The sequence below is a fragment of the Streptomyces sp. NBC_01525 genome, from assembly GCF_045040405.1.
Taxonomy (GTDB): Bacteria; Actinomycetota; Actinomycetes; order Streptomycetales; family Streptomycetaceae; genus Streptomyces; species Streptomyces benahoarensis.
Window position 1 is genome coordinate 1,949,296 of sequence record NZ_CP109397.1, and the last position, 17,230, is coordinate 1,966,525.

15 protein-coding genes, 1 pseudogene and 1 riboswitch are annotated in these 17,230 nt (G+C 74.4%); of the genes and pseudogenes, 11 read left to right on the forward strand and 5 right to left on the reverse strand.

Annotation, left to right across the window (positions count from 1 at the left end; all coding sequences use genetic code 11):
- The first annotated feature begins 145 nt into the window (after positions 1 to 145).
- Positions 146 to 286: riboswitch (cobalamin riboswitch) on the forward strand.
- Between the two features lie 177 nt (positions 287 to 463).
- The 5 genes and pseudogenes from OG422_RS08685 to OG422_RS08705 all read left to right on the forward strand — a co-directional run bounded on the left by OG422_RS08685 (position 464) and on the right by OG422_RS08705 (position 6,501).
- Positions 464 to 1,732 (forward strand): prenyltransferase/squalene oxidase repeat-containing protein, encoded by a 1,269-nt coding sequence (locus OG422_RS08685; protein ID WP_405741642.1) that lies wholly within the window; start codon positions 464 to 466, stop codon positions 1,730 to 1,732.
- Entirely contained in the window at positions 1,732 to 2,385 is a 654-nt protein-coding gene (locus OG422_RS08690; protein ID WP_405741645.1) for an SCO2322 family protein, read from the forward strand. Before OG422_RS08685 ends, OG422_RS08690 begins: the two co-directional genes overlap by 1 nt.
- Positions 2,382 to 3,464, forward strand: a pseudogene (locus OG422_RS08695) (CbiQ family ECF transporter T component); the annotation flags it as partial. The gene OG422_RS08690 and the pseudogene OG422_RS08695, both read left to right, overlap by 4 nt.
- Positions 3,465 to 3,793: 329 nt before the next feature.
- The gene (locus OG422_RS08700; protein WP_405741648.1) at positions 3,794 to 5,557 is read left to right on the forward strand and encodes an ABC transporter ATP-binding protein; all 1,764 of its coding nucleotides are present in this window, start codon (positions 3,794 to 3,796) and stop codon (positions 5,555 to 5,557) included.
- Positions 5,554 to 6,501 (forward strand): ECF transporter S component, encoded by a 948-nt coding sequence (locus OG422_RS08705; protein ID WP_405741651.1) that lies wholly within the window; start codon positions 5,554 to 5,556, stop codon positions 6,499 to 6,501. Before OG422_RS08700 ends, OG422_RS08705 begins: the two co-directional genes overlap by 4 nt.
- Here OG422_RS08705 and OG422_RS08710 read toward each other — a convergent pair.
- The 3 genes from OG422_RS08710 to OG422_RS08720 all read right to left on the reverse strand — a co-directional run bounded on the left by OG422_RS08710 (position 6,456) and on the right by OG422_RS08720 (position 9,382).
- Entirely contained in the window at positions 6,456 to 7,472 is a 1,017-nt protein-coding gene (locus tag OG422_RS08710; RefSeq protein WP_405741654.1) for a HEAT repeat domain-containing protein, read from the reverse strand. The genes OG422_RS08705 and OG422_RS08710 overlap by 46 nt on opposite strands.
- A 4-nt stretch (positions 7,473 to 7,476) precedes the next feature.
- Positions 7,477 to 8,145: a HEAT repeat domain-containing protein gene (locus OG422_RS08715; protein WP_405741657.1), complete on the reverse strand. Its 669-nt coding sequence runs from the start codon at positions 8,143 to 8,145 to the stop codon at positions 7,477 to 7,479.
- 67 nt (positions 8,146 to 8,212) lie between these two features.
- Positions 8,213 to 9,382: a steroid 3-ketoacyl-CoA thiolase gene (locus OG422_RS08720; protein WP_143941842.1), complete on the reverse strand. Its 1,170-nt coding sequence runs from the start codon at positions 9,380 to 9,382 to the stop codon at positions 8,213 to 8,215.
- A gap of 333 nt (positions 9,383 to 9,715) precedes the next feature.
- Between OG422_RS08720 and OG422_RS08725 the strand changes: the two genes are divergently transcribed.
- The 4 genes from OG422_RS08725 to OG422_RS08740 all read left to right on the forward strand — a co-directional run bounded on the left by OG422_RS08725 (position 9,716) and on the right by OG422_RS08740 (position 13,395).
- The gene (locus tag OG422_RS08725; RefSeq protein WP_405741661.1) at positions 9,716 to 10,948 is read left to right on the forward strand and encodes a cytochrome P450; all 1,233 of its coding nucleotides are present in this window, start codon (positions 9,716 to 9,718) and stop codon (positions 10,946 to 10,948) included.
- Positions 10,949 to 11,380: 432 nt separating this feature from the next.
- Positions 11,381 to 11,998 carry a DUF6230 family protein gene (locus OG422_RS08730; protein WP_405741664.1) on the forward strand — a complete coding sequence of 206 codons (618 nt, stop codon included), beginning with the start codon at positions 11,381 to 11,383 and terminating at the stop codon, positions 11,996 to 11,998.
- Between the two features lies 1 nt (position 11,999).
- On the forward strand, positions 12,000 to 12,494 hold the full coding sequence (locus OG422_RS08735; protein WP_405741667.1) for a DUF6114 domain-containing protein: 495 nt from the start codon (positions 12,000 to 12,002) through the stop codon (positions 12,492 to 12,494).
- Positions 12,495 to 12,717: 223 nt separating this feature from the next.
- Complete coding sequence (locus OG422_RS08740; protein WP_405741670.1) at positions 12,718 to 13,395, forward strand: hypothetical protein; 678 nt, start codon at positions 12,718 to 12,720, stop codon at positions 13,393 to 13,395.
- Between the two features lie 168 nt (positions 13,396 to 13,563).
- Here the strand turns inward: OG422_RS08740 and OG422_RS08745 are convergent, their stop codons facing one another.
- Together OG422_RS08745 and ctaD are read right to left on the reverse strand one after the other, a co-directional pair.
- Positions 13,564 to 13,911, reverse strand: a complete 348-nt coding sequence (locus tag OG422_RS08745) for a hypothetical protein (RefSeq protein WP_405741672.1) — start codon at positions 13,909 to 13,911, stop codon at positions 13,564 to 13,566.
- Complete coding sequence (gene ctaD, locus OG422_RS08750) at positions 13,908 to 15,557, reverse strand: cytochrome c oxidase subunit I (RefSeq protein WP_405741675.1); 1,650 nt, start codon at positions 15,555 to 15,557, stop codon at positions 13,908 to 13,910. The genes OG422_RS08745 and ctaD overlap by 4 nt, the downstream gene beginning before the upstream one ends.
- Before the next feature lie 116 nt (positions 15,558 to 15,673).
- Between ctaD and OG422_RS08755 the strand changes: the two genes are divergently transcribed.
- Positions 15,674 to 16,213: an RNA polymerase sigma factor gene (locus OG422_RS08755; RefSeq protein WP_143941847.1), complete on the forward strand. Its 540-nt coding sequence runs from the start codon at positions 15,674 to 15,676 to the stop codon at positions 16,211 to 16,213.
- Positions 16,206 to 17,219 carry a CU044_5270 family protein gene (locus OG422_RS08760; RefSeq protein ID WP_405741678.1) on the forward strand — a complete coding sequence of 338 codons (1,014 nt, stop codon included), beginning with the start codon at positions 16,206 to 16,208 and terminating at the stop codon, positions 17,217 to 17,219. The genes OG422_RS08755 and OG422_RS08760 overlap by 8 nt, the downstream gene beginning before the upstream one ends.
- The last annotated feature ends 11 nt before the right edge of the window (positions 17,220 to 17,230 follow it).

Consider the following 17,230-nt stretch of genomic DNA (forward strand, 5'->3'; position numbering starts at 1 on the left):
GGCCGTCGCACCCCGGTGGCGCCGGGGCCGGGTGGCCGTCGCGCCCCGGTGGCGGCCGTACGGCGGTGACCGTCGGGCCGCGCCTGCCTTCGTACCGCGGTGGCCGCCGCCCCGGCGCCGGGTGGGCGTAGCGGGGCGACCGCTAAAATGTGCGGACAACTCCATCCGTGCCCGATCGGGGGAAGCCGGTGAAATTCCGGCGCTGACCCGCAACCGTCAGGGCGGACGTGCGCCGTGGGCGCGGTCCGCACGAGCCGGAACACCCGATGGGGCGCGACAGGCTCCCGCCACCGGCGGGCCGCGTGCGGCGGCCGGACCGGTGGCGGCACCGTCGAGGTATACGGAGCTGAGCCCGGTGCCACCGCGTACGGCCCCGGCCGTCGTGCGGGTGGAGGGCCGAGCGCGGCCGTCCGCCCCGCGACGCCCCGAGCGCTCCGAGCGACCTGACTGAGAGGCACCGACGATGGCCCCCCTGGCCCCTTCCCGCGCCGCCCTGGTGCGCCGCGCCGCCGTGGTGTGCGCCGCGGCGCTCGTGCCGGTCGCGGCGACCGCGCCCGCCGCGTTCGCCACTCCGGCGCCGTCCCCCAAGAAGCTGCCCGCGGGCCTGTACGGCTCCGGTGACCCGCAGTACGACGGCGTGTGGCGGCAGTCGCTGGCGCTGCTCGCCCAGCACACCGTGCAGGTCAAGCCCGCCGCCACGGCCGTGGACTGGCTGACCGGCCAGCAGTGCGCCGACGGCGCGTTCACCGCGTACCGCGCCGACACCGCGAAGGCGTGCGGCGCGTCGACGATGCGGGACACCAACCAGACGGGCGCGGCGGTGCAGGCGCTGGCGGCGCTCGGCGGGCACGGCCAGGCGGTGGACAAGGCGGTGCACTGGCTGACGTCGGTGCAGAACGACGACGGCGGCTGGCCGTCGATGCCGGGGTCACCCAGCGACGCCAACTCCACCGCGGTGGTCATCGGCGCGCTGGCCGCGGCGGGCGAGGACCCGGCGAAGGTCACGTCGCCGAAGGGGCACACGCCGTACGAGGGGCTGCTGACGTTCCGGCTCGGGTGCGCGGTGAAGCCCGCCGAGCGCGGTGCGTTCACCTTCCAGCTCAAGGGCGCGGCGGCGAACGCGGATGCCTCGGCCGCCGCGGCGACCGGCGCGCTCGGCAAGGGCTTCGTCGTCCCGGCGGCGGGCAAGGACGCCGACACCCCGGTGGCCGCGCCGGACTGCGGCGGGAAGAAGGAGCCGACCGGTGCGGATGCGGCCGCGCTGCGGTCCGCCGCGTCGGGCGCGAGCGCGTACCTGGTGAAGGAGATGGACGCGCACGGGCAGCATCTGATGTCGGCGATGCCGGGCGCCGAGCCGCAGCCGGATGTCGGGAACACCGCGGACGCGGTGGTGGCGCTGGCCGCCGGCGGGCACGGCGCGGCGGCGGCCAAGCCGCTGGCGTGGCTGGAGAAGAACGGCCCGGCGTGGGCGAAGCAGGCCGGTCCGGCGGCGTACGCGCAGCTGGTGCTGGCGGCGCACGCCACGGGCACCGACCCGCGGGACTTCGGCGGTACGGATCTGGTGGCCGCGCTGAACGCGACGGGCCCGAAGCCGTCCGCCGCCGCGGAGAAGGCGGTGCCGAAGGAGAAGGGCACCGGCTCGATCAGCGCGTGGTGGCTGGTGCCGGTGGGGCTCGCCGCGGGTGCCGGTATCGGGTTCCTGCTGAGCGGCCGCCGGAAGCGCGGGCAGTGATGCGGCGGTCGCGGTGGGCCGGTGCGCTGGCGCTGGCCGGAGCGGTGACGGCGCTGGGCGCGGGCCCGGCGCAGGCGCAGGGGTACCGGTACTGGTCGTTCTGGGACGGCGCGGGCGGCACGTGGGCGTACGCGACGCAGGGCCCGGCGACGCTGCGGCCCGCGGACGGTGCGGTGGCCGGTTTCCGGTTCACGGTCAGCGCGGAGTCGTCGGCGGTGGACCGGCCGCGGGCGGCGGCCGATTTCGGGAAGCTGTGCTCCGGTACGCCGCAGAAGTCCGGGACGAAGCGGGTCGGCGTCGTCGTCGACTTCGGGTCGGCGGCGGACGCGCCGGACGGTGAGCGGCCGCCGCGGGAGCGGACGGCGTGCGCGCGGGTGCCCGAGGACGCGTCGGCCGGTGAGGCGCTGGCCGCGGTGGCGAAGCCGCTGCGGTACGACGCGCAGGGGCTGTTGTGCGGGGTCGCCGGGTATCCGGAGGCGGGGTGCGCGGAGCAGGTGAGCGGTTCGGGTACGTCCGAGCCGAAGGCGCCGGGGAAGCCTTCGGCCGGGGCGGACGGCGACGGCGGACCGTCGGCGGGGCTGCTCGGTGGCGGCGCGGCGGTCGTGGTGCTGGGGGCGGCGGCGGTGTGGCAGGCCCGTCGCCGTCGCGGATGAGGGCGCCGCAGGCCACCCGGAGTACGGCGCTGCACGCGGGCGCCTGGTGGCTGTGGGCGCTGGGGCTGGCCGCGGCGGCGTCGCGGACGACCAATCCGTTGCTGCTGGGGCTGCTGATCGCGGTGGCCGGGTTTGTCGTGGCGGCGCGGCGGACGGATGCGCCGTGGGCCCGGTCGTACGGCGCGTTCGTGAAGCTGGGGCTGCTGGTGCTGGGCATCCGGCTGGTGTTCGCGTTCGTCCTGGGGTCGCCGGTGCCGGGGACGCACACCCTGGTGACGCTGCCGGAACTGCCGCTGCCCGACTGGGCGCAGGGCGTCCGGGTGGGCGGCCGGGTCACCGCGGAGGGCATGGTCTTCGCCCTCTACGACGGGCTGAAGCTCGCCACCCTGCTGATCTGTGTGGGCGCCGCGAACGCCCTGGCGAGCCCGGCGCGGCTGCTGAAGTCGCTGCCGGGGGCGCTGTACGAGGCGGGGGTCGCGGTGGTCGTGGCGATGACGTTCGCGCCGCATCTGGTCGCCGATGTGCAGCGGCTGCGGGCGGCGCGGCGGCTGCGGGGCCGCCCGGACCGCGGGTTCGTGGCGCTGCTCCAGGTGGGGCTGCCGGTGTTGGAGGGCGCGTTGGAGCGTTCGGTGGCGCTGGCCGGGGCGATGGACGCGCGGGGGTACGGGCGCCGGGCCGAGGTGCCGCGCGCGGTGCGGCGGACCACGGCGGCGCTGACGCTCGGCGGGCTGCTGGGCGTGTGTGCCGGGACGTACGGCCTGCTGGCGCAGGCGGGCGCGGGTCTCGGGCTGCCGCTGCTGATCGCGGGCCTGGCGGCGGCGCTGGCCGGGCTGTGGCTCGGCGGCCGCCGCTCAGTGCGGACCCGGTACCGGCCCGAGCGGTGGGGCGTGCGGGCCTGGCTGGTGGCGGGTTCGGGCGTGGCGGTGGCGGCGTTGTTGATCGCGGCGGGCGGCTACGCCCCCGAGGCGCTGCACCCGTCGGCGGTACCGCTGACCGCGCCGCGGCTGCCGCTGTGGCCCGCGCTGTCCGTCCTCGTCGGGCTGGTCCCGGCGTGGGTGGCGCCGCGTCCGGCGGATGCGGCCGGGCGGGGCGCGGGCGGTGACGGTCCCGGGGCGGGGCCGGATGGTGGGGGCCGGGAGCGGGCCGTCCGCGGGGGGCGGGCCGTCGGCGCGGGGCCCGGCGTCGGCAGGGACCGGATCACCGGCCGGGCGCCCGCCGACCGAGCGCGCCCCGTACGCGGGGAGCGGGCCGTCGGCGCGGGGCCGGGCGTCGGCCTGGACCGGTTCGTCGGCCGGACGCCCGCCGACCGGGAGCGTCCCGGCCCCGGGGCGCGCCCCGTCCGCGACGCGCAGCCCGCCGCCCATGGCCGGCCCCCTTCCCCCACACGCCCCACGAAGGAGCGCGCCCAATGATCCGGTTCGAGCAGGTTTCGGTCACCTACGGCGAGGCGTCGGCGCCCGCCGTGCAGGGGGTCGACCTGACCGTCGCCGAGGGGGAGCTGTGTCTTCTCGTCGGCCCCTCCGGTGTCGGTAAGTCGACACTGCTGAACGCGGTGTGCGGGCTGGTGCCGCACTTCACCGGCGGCACGCTCCGCGGCCGCGTCACCGTCGCCGGGCGGGACACCCGTACCCACGCCCCGCGCGAACTCGCCGACGTCGTCGGCACGGTGGGCCAGGACCCGCTGGACCGGTTCGTCACCGACACCGTCGAGGACGAGTTGGCGTACGGCATGGAGTCGCTGGGCCTGGCGCCGGAGGTGATGCGGCGCCGGGTCGAGGAGACGCTGGACCTGCTGGGGCTGGCCGGGCTGCGGGACCGCGCGCTGACCACGCTCTCCGGTGGGCAGCAGCAGCGGGTGGCGATCGGGTCGGTGCTGACCGCCCACCCCCGGGTGCTGGTGCTGGACGAGCCGACGTCGGCGCTGGACCCGGCGGCCGCCGAGGAGGTCCTGGCCGTACTCCAGCGCCTCGTGCACGACCTGGGGACGACGGTGCTGCTGGCCGAGCACCGTCTGGAGCGGGTGGTGCAGTACGCGGACCAGGTCATCCTGCTGCCGGGGCCGGGCGCCGCGCCGCGGCAGGGCCCGCCCGCCGCGATGATGGCGCACTCCCCCGTGCGGCCGCCGGTCGTCGACCTCGGGGCGCTGGCCGGCTGGTCGCCGCTGCCGCTGTCGGTACGCGACGCCCGCCGCCGCGCCCCCGAACTGCGCGCCCGGCTGGCGGGGACGGAACCGCGCCACCCGAACGCCCCGGACGCCGCCGCTCCGGAGCCGTCGCCCGACGGCGCCCCGCCCGCGCCCGCCGCCCCGGGCCGTACCCGCCGACGGAAGCTGCCCGGTCTGCCGGGGCTGCGGCGGGGCGGGCGCCGGGGCGCGGCCGACGGGAGCGCGCCGGACGGTGCCGCGCCCGGGGCGCCGCTCGCCGAGGTGCGGCGGCTGGCCGTCCGCCGGGGCCGGACCGAGGCGCTGCGCGCGGTCGATCTGACCGTCGGCGCCGGGGAGACGGTGGCGCTGATGGGCCGCAACGGCGCCGGGAAGTCGACGCTGCTGGGCGCCCTGGTGGGGCTGCACGAACCGGCGTCGGGCACCGTCACCGTCGGCGGCGCCGTCCCGCACCGCACCGCGCCCGGCACGCTGGTCCGGCACGTCGGGCTGGTGCCGCAGGAGCCGCAGGATCTGCTGTACGCGGACACCGTCGCCGCCGAGTGCGCCGCCGCCGACCGGGACGCGGATGCCGCGGCGGGCACCTGCCGGAAACTGGTCGCGCGGCTGCTGCCGGGGGTGTCGGACGCGACGCATCCGCGGGATCTGTCCGAGGGCCAGCGGCTGGCGCTGGCGCTGGCCGTGGTGCTGACCGCGCGGCCGCCGCTGCTGCTCCTCGACGAGCCGACGCGCGGCCTGGACTACGCGGCCAAGGCGCGCCTGGTGGAGGTGTTGCGGGAGCTGGCGGCGCACGGGCACGGCATCGTCCTCGCCACCCACGACGTGGAACTCGCCGCCGAACTGGCGCGGCGGGTCGTCATCCTGGCCGGCGGGGAGATCGTCGCCGACGGGCCGACCGAGGAGGTCGTGGTGTCCTCGCCCGCGTTCGCCCCGCAGGTCGCGAAGATCCTCGCGCCGCTGCCGTGGCTGACGGTGCCGCAGGTGGCCCGCGCCCTGGGGACCGCGCCGTGACGGCCGCACCGGAGCCCACGACGGGCACGGGACGGCAGGCACGGGCGGTACGGCTCGGCCCCCGCTCCGTCGTCGCGCTGGCACTCGTATCGGTGACGGGCGTGATGGCGTTCGGCTGGCCGCTGCTGGCCTCCTCCGCCTCCGGGCTCGCGCACTCCGCGGACGCGCCGTGGCTGTTCGCCGCGTTGCTGCCGATGGTGCTGGCCGTGGTGGTGGCGACGATCGGGGACTCCGGTCTGGACGCCAAGGCCATCGCGATGCTCGGCGTCCTGGCCGCGGCGGGCGCCGCACTCCGCCCGCTCGGCGCGGGCACGGCGGGCATCGAGCCGATGTTCTTCCTGATGGTGCTGGCCGGGCGGGTGCTGGGCCCCGGTTTCGGGTTCGTCCTCGGCTCGGTGGCGATGTTCGCGTCGGCGCTGCTGACCGGCGGCGTCGGGCCGTGGATGCCGTTCCAGATGCTGTCGATGGGCTGGGTGTCGATGGGCGCGGGCCTGCTGCCCGGCCCGGACCGGCTCCGCGGCCGCCGCGAGCTGGCGCTGCTCGCCGGGTACGGGGCGGTGGCCGCGGTCGCCTACGGGCTGGTGATGAACCTCCAGGGCTGGCCGTACATCGCCGGGCTGGCCTCGGGTGTCTCCTTCGTCCCCGGCGACCCCCTCGCCGACAACCTGGCGCGGTACCTGGCGTACTGCCTGGCGACGTCTCTGGGCTGGGATCTGCCGCGCGCGGCGGTCACGGTGGCCTTGACCCTGACCGTCGGCGGCCCCCTGCTGAAGGCGTTGCGGCGGGCGACCCGGAGGGCGGCGTTCGATGCACCGGTGGAGTTCGCGACGCCGCCCGAGGGGGCGGAGCCGTTGGCGGAGGGGGAGCCCACGAGCCATGACAAGCGGGCCCCCTGCCCTCACCCACCCCCACCGAACGACGCATCCCGCAACGTAAGGACATAACCCGCCGTCACCGCCACACCACGGTCCTCATCGCGTGACAACTCCCCAAGGGCGCGTGCCGCCGTATCCCCCGGGATCCCGGCCAGCGCCTGGGCCAGCCGCCGCCGTACCGGCGCGCCCGTGGCGCCGGGAGCGAGACGGGCGACGAGCCCGGTGGCGATCTGCTCCGCCACCGCCGGATCGCCCGCCAGGGCACTCAACGCATCGGCCGCGTCGACGTCGTTGGCCTCCTCGGCGACCATGTCGACGAGGGTGGGGATCGCGTCGGTCAGCCCCCGGGCGCCGAGCGCCAGGGCCGCGCCCCGGCGGACCGCGGTGTCGGGGTGGGCGAGGGCGTCGCGCAGCGGTGCGGTCGTCGCGTCGCCCGGGAGTGCGGCGAGGGCCTGCACGGCGCGCTGCCGCGTCGCGGCCGCCGGGGCGTCGAGGGCCTTCGCCAGCAGCGCCGGTGCGGCGTCTCCGGAGCGTGCCAGAGCCCAGCGGAGGGCCCCGGCGACGTTCGGGTCCGACTCGCTCAGCACCGCCTCGACCAGGGCTTCCACCGGTGTGGGCCCCTCCGCCGCGGACAGGGCGGCGCGCTGCCGCCGCCCGGCGCTCTCCGACCCCAGCGCCTGGAGGAGGGCGACGGTCTGGAGGACGTCCGCCCAGTCGGCGGGTTCCGCGGCGCCGATCCGGCGGAGCCGGGTGAGCAGCGCCGTCTCCGTGGCGAGGCGTTCCCGGGCCTGCCGGATGAGGTCGTCGACGAGCTCCGCGGGCGCGAAGCCGGGGCCGTCCAGCGCGCGCCCGACCTCCCGCAGCGACAGCCCCAGCGACCGCAGGCTCTCGACCTGGAAGAGGCGCCGCAGATCGTCACCGGAGTACTCCCGGTACCCGGACCCGCTGCGGCCCGTCGGCCGCACCAGGCCGAGCGTGTCGTAATGCCGGAGCATCCGGGCGCTGACCCCGGAGCGCCGCGCCACCTCGCCGATCAGCACTCCGTCACTCCTCCCGGTCGTCCGTGCCGAGAGCCACGATGCGCTTCGCCTCCTCGATTGCGAAATCGAAACCGGCGTCCGGGTCGCGCCGCAGCTGCTCCGTGGCAAGGGCGTGCCGCCGTACGTGGGGTTCGCGGTCGGTCGTCGCGGCGTGCAGGGCCGGCGTGCTCGCCTCGCCGAGCGCGATCAGCACCCGGCTGAGGCTGAGCTGCGTCTCCCGCCCGCCGCGCCCGAGCTGCGTCGCCAGCGCTCCGGCCAGTGCCTGTTCCTCGCCGTCGGGTACGAGGACGACCGCCGCGCGCCAGGCGCTCCGCGCCACCTCGTCGTCGGCGTCGGTCAGCAGGGACCGGGTGAGCGCCGGCCACGCCCGCCGGTCCCCGATCTTGGACAGCGTGTGCAGCGCCTGGCTGCGGGCCTGCGCGCGCTCCGAGCGGAGTTCACCGAGGAGCCCGGGGAGCGTCGCCGACGACGGGTGCCGGGTGAGCGCCCACGTCAGCATCTCCCGTACGGGGAACTCCGGCTCGACCGCGCACCGTTCGATGAGTGGTGTGACGCACGGCGTCGCCGGGTCCGTACCGACCGCGAGCGCGGCGCGCAGCCGTACCGACGCGTCGCCGTGCGCCAGCGCCCGGAGCGCGCGCGTCGTGGGTGTGTCCTCGTCCGACAGGGTCATCGCGACCACCTCCGGGGCCCAGGCAAGACCTTCGCACCGTGTGAAGGTCAAGCCCGGCCCCGGCCCGTCACAACCGCTGGATGATCGTCCCCGTCGCCAGGGCCCCGCCCGCGCACATCGTGATCAGCGCGAACTCCTTGTCCCGGCGCTCCAGTTCGTGGAGGGCGGTGGTGATCAGGCGGGCGCCGGTGGCGCCTACGGGGTGGCCCAGCGCGATGGCGCCGCCGTTGACGTTGACCTTCTCCAGGTCCTGGTCGAAGACCTGCGCCCAGGACAGGACGACGGAGGCGAACGCCTCGTTGATCTCGACGAGGTCGATGTCCTTGAGGGTCATTCCGGCCTTACCGAGGACGGCGCGGGTCGCGTCGACGGGTCCGTCGAGGTGGAAGTGCGGATCGGAGCCGACCAGCGCCTGCGCCACGATGCGGGCGCGGGGCTTGAGTTTGAGGGCGCGGGCCATGCGCTTGGAGGCCCACAGGACGGCGGCGGCGCCGTCGGAGATCTGGGAGGAGTTCCCGGCGGTGTGGACGGCCTGCGGCATGACGGGCTTGAGGCCGCCGAGCGCCGCCATGGTGGTGTCGCGCAGCCCCTCGTCGCGGTCGACCAGGCGCCACATGCCCTGACCTGCGGCCTGTTCCTCCTCGGTGGTGGGGACCTGTACGGCGAAGGTCTCCCGCTTGAAGCGTTCCTCGGCCCAGGCGGCCTGGGCGCGCTGCTGGGAGAGGAGGCCGAGCGCGTCGACGCGTTCGCGGGTCAGGCCGCGGCGGCGGGCGATGCGTTCGGCGGCCTCGAACTGGTTGGGCAGGTCGACGTGCCACTCGTCGGGCCAGGGTTTGCCGGGGCCGTGCTTGGAGCCGCTGCCGAGCGGCACCCGGGACATCGCCTCGACGCCGCAGCCGATGCCGATGTCGATGACGCCGGACGCGATCATGTTGGCGACCATGTGGTTGGCCTGCTGCGAGGAGCCGCACTGGCAGTCGACGGTGGTGGCGGCGGTCTCGTACGGCAGGCCCATGGTGAGCCAGGCGTTGCGGGCCGGGTTCATCGACTGTTCGCCGGCGTGGGTGACGGTGCCCCCGACGATCTGCTCGACGCAGTCGGGCTGGATGCCCGTACGGCCGAGGAGTTCGCGGTACGTCTCGCCCAGGAGGTAGGCGGGGTGGAGGTTGGCGAGCGCGCCCTGGCGCTTGCCGATGGGGGTGCGTACGGCTTCGACGATGACGGGTTCCGCGGCCATGACTGACTCGTCCTCTCCTCGCGTCCGCGGGGCGTCCCGGCACCCACGGAAGAAGAACTAGTACGCGTTCTAGTTCTTCGGTCAGTCTCATGAGCCGTACCCCGGGGGCGCAAGGGGCATGCAGCCGCCGGGTCCGCGTCGCGCGCGCCGGAATTGGCCGCCGGGGCACCCTTGCCGACGGGTGGATGGCGCCGCGCCCCTTGCCACTTGCAGAACTCGTCACTACCTTCGCCGCGACATCTGATGACTCGTCAGAACCAGTGGTGGCGCCGGCGTCACCCGGCCCGTGACGGCCGGCCGCCGGGCCGCGCCGGACCGGATCAGGAGCCGCCGATGCCATGCCCCGCGCTGCCCGAGGGTTTCGACTTCACCGACCCCGACGTCTACCAGTCCCGCGTCCCGCTCCCCGAATTCGCCCGGCTGCGGCGCACCGCGCCGGTGTGGTGGTGCGCCCAGCCGCACAACATCGCCGGTTTCGGCGACGACGGCTACTGGGTGGTGACCCGCCACGAGGACGTCAAGGAGGTGTCCACCAAACCGGACATCTTCTCCGCGCACCGCAACACGTCGATCATCCGCTTCCACGAGTCCATGACCCGCGACCAGATCGACGTCCAGAAGCTGATCATGCTGAACATGGATCCGCCCGAGCACACCCGGGTCCGGCAGATCGTGCAGCGCGGCTTCACCCCGCGCGCGGTGCGGGCACTGGAGGACGCGCTGCGGGAGCGCGCCGGGAAGATCGTCGAGGGTGCACGCCGCTCCGGCACCGGCGACTTCGTCACCGACATCGCCTGCGAACTGCCGCTCCAGGCCATCGCGGAGCTGATCGGCATCCCCCAGGCGGACCGGGCCCGCATCTTCGACTGGTCGAACAAAATGATCGCCTACGACGACCCGGAACTCGCCATCACCGAGGAGGTCGGCACCACCGCCGCGATGGAGCTGATCTCGTACGCGATGAACCTCGCCGCCGACCGCAAGGCGTGCCCGGCGCAGGACATCGTCAGCAAGCTGGTCGCCGCGGAGGGCGACGGCAACCTCGGCTCCGACGAGTTCGGGTTCTTCGTGCTGCTGCTGGCGGTCGCGGGCAACGAGACGACCCGGAACGCCATCACTCACGGCATGCACGCCTTCCTCACCCACCCCGAGCAGTGGGAGCGGTACAAGCGGGAGCGGCCCGCCACCGCCGCCGAGGAGATCGTGCGCTGGGCCACGCCGGTGGTCTCCTTCCAGCGCACCGCCACGCAGGACACCACCCTGGGCGGCGCGCGGATCCGTGAGGGCCAGCGGGTCGGCATCTTCTACGCCTCCGCCAACAACGACCCGGACGTCTTCGACCGCCCCGAGGTCTTCGACATCACCCGCGACCCCAATCCGCACCTCGGATTCGGCGGCGGCGGACCGCACTTCTGCCTCGGCAAGTCCCTCGCCGTCCTGGAGATCGACCTGATCTTCCAGGCCATCGCCGACGCCCTGCCGGACATCGCCCTCACCGGCACGCCCCGGCGGCTGCGCTCGTCGTGGCTCAACGGGGTGAAGGAGATGCGGGTGCGGTACGCGTAGCCGACGCGTTGCCGACGCGTTGCCGACGCGTTGCCGTGCGGGACGGGCCCGTCGTCCACGGGGCGGCGGGCCTTCGCGTGCGCCCGGGGCGGCGGGCCGTCGCATGCCGTCGGGCGCCGGAGACCGGGCGTCACGGGCCCGCGCAGTCGGCCGAAAACCGTCGCACGCGTGTCCTTGCCAGCGGACAGCGGCGGAATTACATTCAACTCGCCGGTAACACCCGTGGTAACACCGGCAGTTCAGCGCCACCGGCAGCGCGCCGTCCGCAGACCCTGCCGGCACGCTCCCGTACCGCCGCACGGCCACCGTGCCCGCCCGCGCCCCACGCCGCCCGACGGCCGCGGCGCCCGGACGGTACGCCGCGTACCCGCACCTGGCACGCCCCCACACGTTCGACAGCGCGACCACCGCACTCATCGAAGGGGACACGTCGTGAAGGACGCACACGGCAGACACGTCACGGGACGCATCAGCTGGCGGCGGTTCGCCGTGCTGACCGTCCCCGCCGTCGCCGGCACCGCCGCCCTGGGCATCGCCCTCGCCAACGGGGCGCTCGCGGCCTCGTTCGCCGTCTCGGGACAGCAGTTCAAGGTGTCCGCGGACCGCCTCACCGGCGACGGATTCGCCCAGTACGGCAGCGTGGACACCAACGCCAGGGGCGATCTGCTGCCGGTCGCCGTCACCGCCATCAAGACCGCCGAACTGCACCATCTGTGCCAGTCCGTCGTCACCCATCTGCCGGTCCTCGGCGACATCTCGCTCAACCTGACCGCGGGCGCCGACAAGCCCGTACAGGCGACCGACCTGTTCGTTGACGCCACCCAGCTCTCCGGGGACGCGTCCTTCCACCGCATCGAGATCGGCCGGGACGCCTCGACGCTCACCAAGGGCCCGGCCGACGCCAAGGGCCTCCAGGACCTCTTCGCGCAGCAGGCCGACGACATCGCCATCAACCATCTGCGGCAGACCGCCTGGTCCACCAACGCCGGGACGTTCCGGCTCTCCGGGCTCAGCATGAAGGTGTCCAAGGGCGCGAAGGAATGCTTCTGAGATGGGCGCCGCCGGAGCGCGGGCCCGCTGGCGGCGCTGGCGGCGCGGCCGTCCCTTCTGGGGCGGGCTGGCGGCGGTGCTGGCCGGGGCGGAGATCTGCGCCCTGCCGCTGGCCCCGCTGAAGATCATGCTCCAGCAGGGCATCGCCGGTGTCCCGTCGGTGCTGATGGGGCTGGTGATGATCCTGATGGGCCTCTCGGCGTGGTTCACCCCGCAGCACCGGACCCTCGCCGGCGTCCTGACCGTCCTCGGCGCGATGGCCGCGCTGGTCATGTCCAACCTCGGCGGCTTCCTGGTCGGCACCGTCCTCGGCATCCTCGGCGGCGCGATGGTCTTCGCATGGCAGCCGGTGGAGACCAGGACGCCTCCGGACGGGGGCGGGGCTCCGCCCATAGGGCCTGCCGCGGCCGAGGCGTCCGGTGCACCGGACGCGGACGGGGCTCCGCCCGTGGCGCCCGGCGTGCCGGACCCGGCCGTGGAAAGCCGCATTCCGTGACGCGGTAGCCCCCGCCCGTCCCGGAGTTCGTCCCCCGCCTTCCGTACGGCACCCCACAGCCGACCGGCCCCGTACGGCTGCCCTTCCCCCGCGCACGGTGTCCGCCGTGCGCCCCCGCCACGCCGCGCGGCCATGCGTCCGTGTGCCGCCGCGTGTGCCCGCACCACCGCACTCCCCCTCACAGCCCGGCCCCGGGCACCCACCCGTACGAAGGAGTTCAGCGATGACCCAGCACCTCTCCCGCACCGTGCTCACCGCATCGGCCGGTATCGCGGCGGCCCTCGGGCTGATGCTGGCCGTGACGGGACCGGCGACCGCCGAGCCCGCCCCCACAGCACGGACCGCCGCCGCGTCCACCACCGTCACGCCCGCCGGGCACGCCTTCGGCGCGAAGCTGTCCGGCTCCGCGACGTTCTCCGCCGGTTCGGTGACGGTGACCTGCACCGCCTCCGACGCCACCGGTTCGGTCCCCGCCGCACCCGGCAACGCCAACGCCTCCGGGCCGGTGAGCAGCGCCGTCTCCGCGCCCACGTACAGCTCCTGCACCACGAGCATGCCGGGCGTCAGCGCCACCGTCACCACGACCGGCGACTGGACCGTGGCCCTGCAGAACGGCGCCCCGGCGACCGCCGGGCTCACCATGCCGTCGGGCGGGTTCGTGCTGAAGACCAGCGGTCTGGCCAGCTGTACGGTGACCGCCGCACCGACGGCGGCGGCGACCGTCAACGGCACCTGGACCAACGGCGCGCCGTCCACCCTGAAGTTCACCGACGCGGCGGTGCCGGTGAAGGCCGAGGGCGGCTTCGGCTGCCCGACGACCGCGACCAGCTCGCACTTCAACGCCACCTACACCGTCAGCGACACCACCGACCCGGCGTCCCGGATCACCGTCGGCGGCTGACCCCGCACCGCCCACGCACCGCCCGCACTCCGGTCGGCCCACGCGCCGCGCCGGTCCCGCCGCCGACGGCTGTTCCCCCCGGCCGTCGGCGGCACCACCGGGCAGGCGCTACGGAACCAACCACCGCTGTCGGTCCGGCGCCGCGCAGATCGCCCCGGGGCCGCCGCCTCACCGACCGCCCAGGGCGAAGCCCACCGCCGCCGCCACCACGACCGTGCCCGTCGCGTACCCGGTCAACAGGCGTCGCCGCAGCGCCCGGTGGACGCCCGCGTACTCGGCGCGCAGTGCGGTGGCGCGTGCCGCGATCCGCTCCAGGCAGTCGCGGGACAGCTCCGCCTGGTCGTGGCAGTAGCGGCGTTCGACCTCCGCGCGCTGGCTTTCGGTGAGCCAGGGCAGCCCGGCGCAGAACGCCTCGGCCCGGCCCCGCGCCCGGCGCTTCTCCGCCTCCCACAGCAGGAAGCCCTCGATCTCGTTGATCGCCTCGTCGGTCCGCATCCCGCCGGTCGTCCCGCTCATATCCGGCCGCTCCGCTCGGGCACGAGCGCCGCCCGTTCCCCGTTCCGTGGCGCATTGCCCTCGGCAGCGATCTCCGGATGGTGCAGATCGAACGCCGGGGATTCGGAGCGGATACGCGGCAGGGTGCGGAAATTGTGGCGCGGCGGCGGGCAGGAGGTCGCCCATTCCAGGGAGCGGCCGTAGCCCCACGGATCGTCCGCCTCGACCTTTTCCCCGTATTTCGCGGTCTTCCAGACGTTGTGGAAGAACGGCAGGACCGACAGGCCGAGCAGGAACGAGAAAATCGTGGAGACGGTGTTCAGCGTGGTGAAGCCGTCGGCCGCCAGATAGTCCGGGATGCGGCGGAGCATGCCTTCCGCGCCCAGCCAGTGCTGGACGAGGAACGTGCCGTGGAAGCCGACGAACAGCGTCCAGAAGGTGATTTTCCCGAGGCGTTCGTCCAGCATTTTTCCGGTGAACTTCGGCCACCAGAAGTGGAATCCGGAGAACATCGCGAAGACGACCGTACCGAAGATGACGTAGTGGAAGTGGGCGACCACGAAATACGAGTCGGTGACGTGGAGGTCGAGCGGCGGTGAGGCGAGGAGGACGCCGGTCAGGCCGCCGAAGACGAAGGTGATCAGGAAGCCGATCGCCCAGAGCATCGGCGTCTCGAAGGAGAGTGAGCCCTTCCACATCGTGCCGATCCAGTTGAAGAACTTCACCCCGGTCGGCACCGCGATGAGAAAGGTCATGAACGAGAAGAACGGCAGCAGTACGCCGCCGGTGGCGTACATGTGGTGCGCCCAGACCGTCACCGAAAGGCCGGCGATGGAAATCGTCGCGGCGATCAATCCGACGTAACCGAACATCGGCTTGCGGGAGAAGACGGGAATGACCTCGGAGATGATGCCGAAGAACGGCAGGGCGATGATGTAGACCTCTGGATGCCCGAAGAACCAGAAGAGGTGCTGCCACAGCAGCGCCCCGCCGTTCGCCGCGTCGAAGAGGTGCGCCCCGAATTTCCGGTCCGCCTCCAGGGCGAACAGCGCGGCGGCGAGCACCGGAAAGGCGAGGAGGACCAGTACGCCGGTGAGCAGCACGTTCCAGGTGAAGATCGGCATGCGGAACATCGTCATACCGGGCGCCCGCATGCAGATGATGGTGGTGAGGAAGTTGACGGCGCCGAGGATCGTGCCGAACCCGGAGAGCGCCAGCCCCATGATCCACATATCGCCGCCGATGCCGGGCGACCGGACCGCACCGGACAGCGGGGTATACGCGAACCAGCCGAAATCCGCCGCCCCTTGCGGCGTGAGGAACCCGCCGACAGCTATCAGGGACCCGAAGAGATAGAGCCAGTACGCGAGCATGTTCAGCCGCGGGAAGGCGACATCCGGCGCGCCGATCTGCAACGGCATGATCCAGTTGGCGAATCCGGCGAACAGTGGCGTCGCGAACATCAGCAGCATGATCGTGCCGTGCATCGTGAACGCCTGGTTGAACTGCTCGTTCGACAGGATCTGGTGGCCGGGCCGGGCCAGTTCGGCGCGCATCAGCAGCGCCATCACCCCGCCGATACAGAAGAACGCGAACGCGGTGACGAGATACAGCGTGCCGATCGCCTTGTGGTCCGTGGTCGTCAGCCACTTCACGGGAGTTCTCATGCCCGGTAGGTGTCCGGCGGCCCGCCCCGTGTCACCGTTCCGCGCCGCCGGGGGCCGTGGGATGGATCACCGCGGCGGGGTGTGACGATCCGGGGTGTGCCGGACACCAACCGATCATGAGCACGGACGATGCCTTCGCCGCTGCCTACCGCGCCCACTACTGGGCGGTCAGTCGTTTCGTGGCGCGGCGACTGGACGGGCAGGCGGACGAGGTCGAGGAAGTAGTCGCGGAGGTCTTCTCCACCGCTTGGCGGCGCCGCGCGGACCTCCCCGACTCGCCCCTGCCCTGGCTGTACGGGGTGGCCCGCAACTGCCTGGCCAACACGGTGCGCGGCAGGGGCCGTTACCGCCGCCTCCTGCACCGCCTGGGCAACCACGAGATCGCGCACCGCGGGGGGACGGTGGAGAGCCCGGACGCGGAGCGGCCCGGCTCCTGGGTGCACGAGGCGCTCGCCCGGCTCTCCCCCGCCGACCAGGAGGTGCTGCGGCTGACGGCGTGGGAGGAGCTGACCGTCGACGAGCTCGCCGTCACCCTCGGCTGCGGCCGGAGCGCGGCGGCGATGCGGCTCCACCGGGCGCGGGCCCGGCTCCGTACCCAGATCGACCGGATGCGGACGCCGATGTCCGCGCGAGCAGGAGGCGAGTGCGATGGATGACGAACTGGAGCTGCTGCGCACGGCCGATCCCGTGTCGGCGCACACCGGACCGTGGCGGGAGCAACCCCTCGGCCACCGGGCCGAACGGGAGCTGAACCAGCTGCTGTACCGCAGCCGCCGCAAGAAGATCGGCCGCCGTCTGGTGCTCCGCGCCGAGGCGGCGGCGCTGGCCCTCTTCGCGGTGCTCGCCTACACCCTCTCCGGGCCCGGCTCCACCCCGGCCGCCGCCGTCCCGGCCGCCCTCCAGGTGCGTTCCGGCGACCCGTCCGTGCCGCTGGCCGAGCTGGCGCGGCGCGCCGAGGCGTACGCCGCCGCGGCGGGCCCCGGGGCCGGGCCGCACCGGGGCAGCCATCTGCAGAGCTGGTACCTGGACCGCCGCACCGGCACCGCGGACGCGCCGCCGCTGACCGTGCCCGAAGAGCGGCTGACCCGTTGGAACGCCGACGGCAGCGGCGCCGAGCTGGTGGTGGCGACCGATCCGCGCCACCCGGGGCGCCCGGTGATCCACCCCACCGGCGACGGCCGCCGCGGCACCGTCGAGGACGGGAAGGTGCTGCACCGGGTGGTGTATCCGGCGGGCGTCGAGGCGCAGCGCGGCGGTCTGGCGTCGCGGACCCCGCCGCCGGACGACCCGGAGGCGCTGCGGCGGCTGCTGGGCGCGCTGTACGGCGAGGCCGACGGCGGAACGCCGCAGCTGCTCCAGGCGCTGTCCGCGTTCCGTCAGGAGTGGACGCCGGGGCCCCGGGAGAGCGCCGCCGTGGTGCGGCTGCTCGCCAGCGCCGGTGATCTGCGCCCGGTGGGCCGGGTCACCGACCGGCTGGGCCGCCGCGGCCAGGCGTACGTCTGTGCCGGGCGTGAGGGCGCCATGGAGGGCATCCGCCAGATGCTGATCCTCGACCCGACGACCGGTCGTCTCCTGGGCAGCGAGACGACCACCACCGAGGACATCCCCGGTACCCGGGTCGAGGCCGGTGCGGTGCTGTCGTACGAGGCGTGGATGGAGTGAGCGGTGCCCTC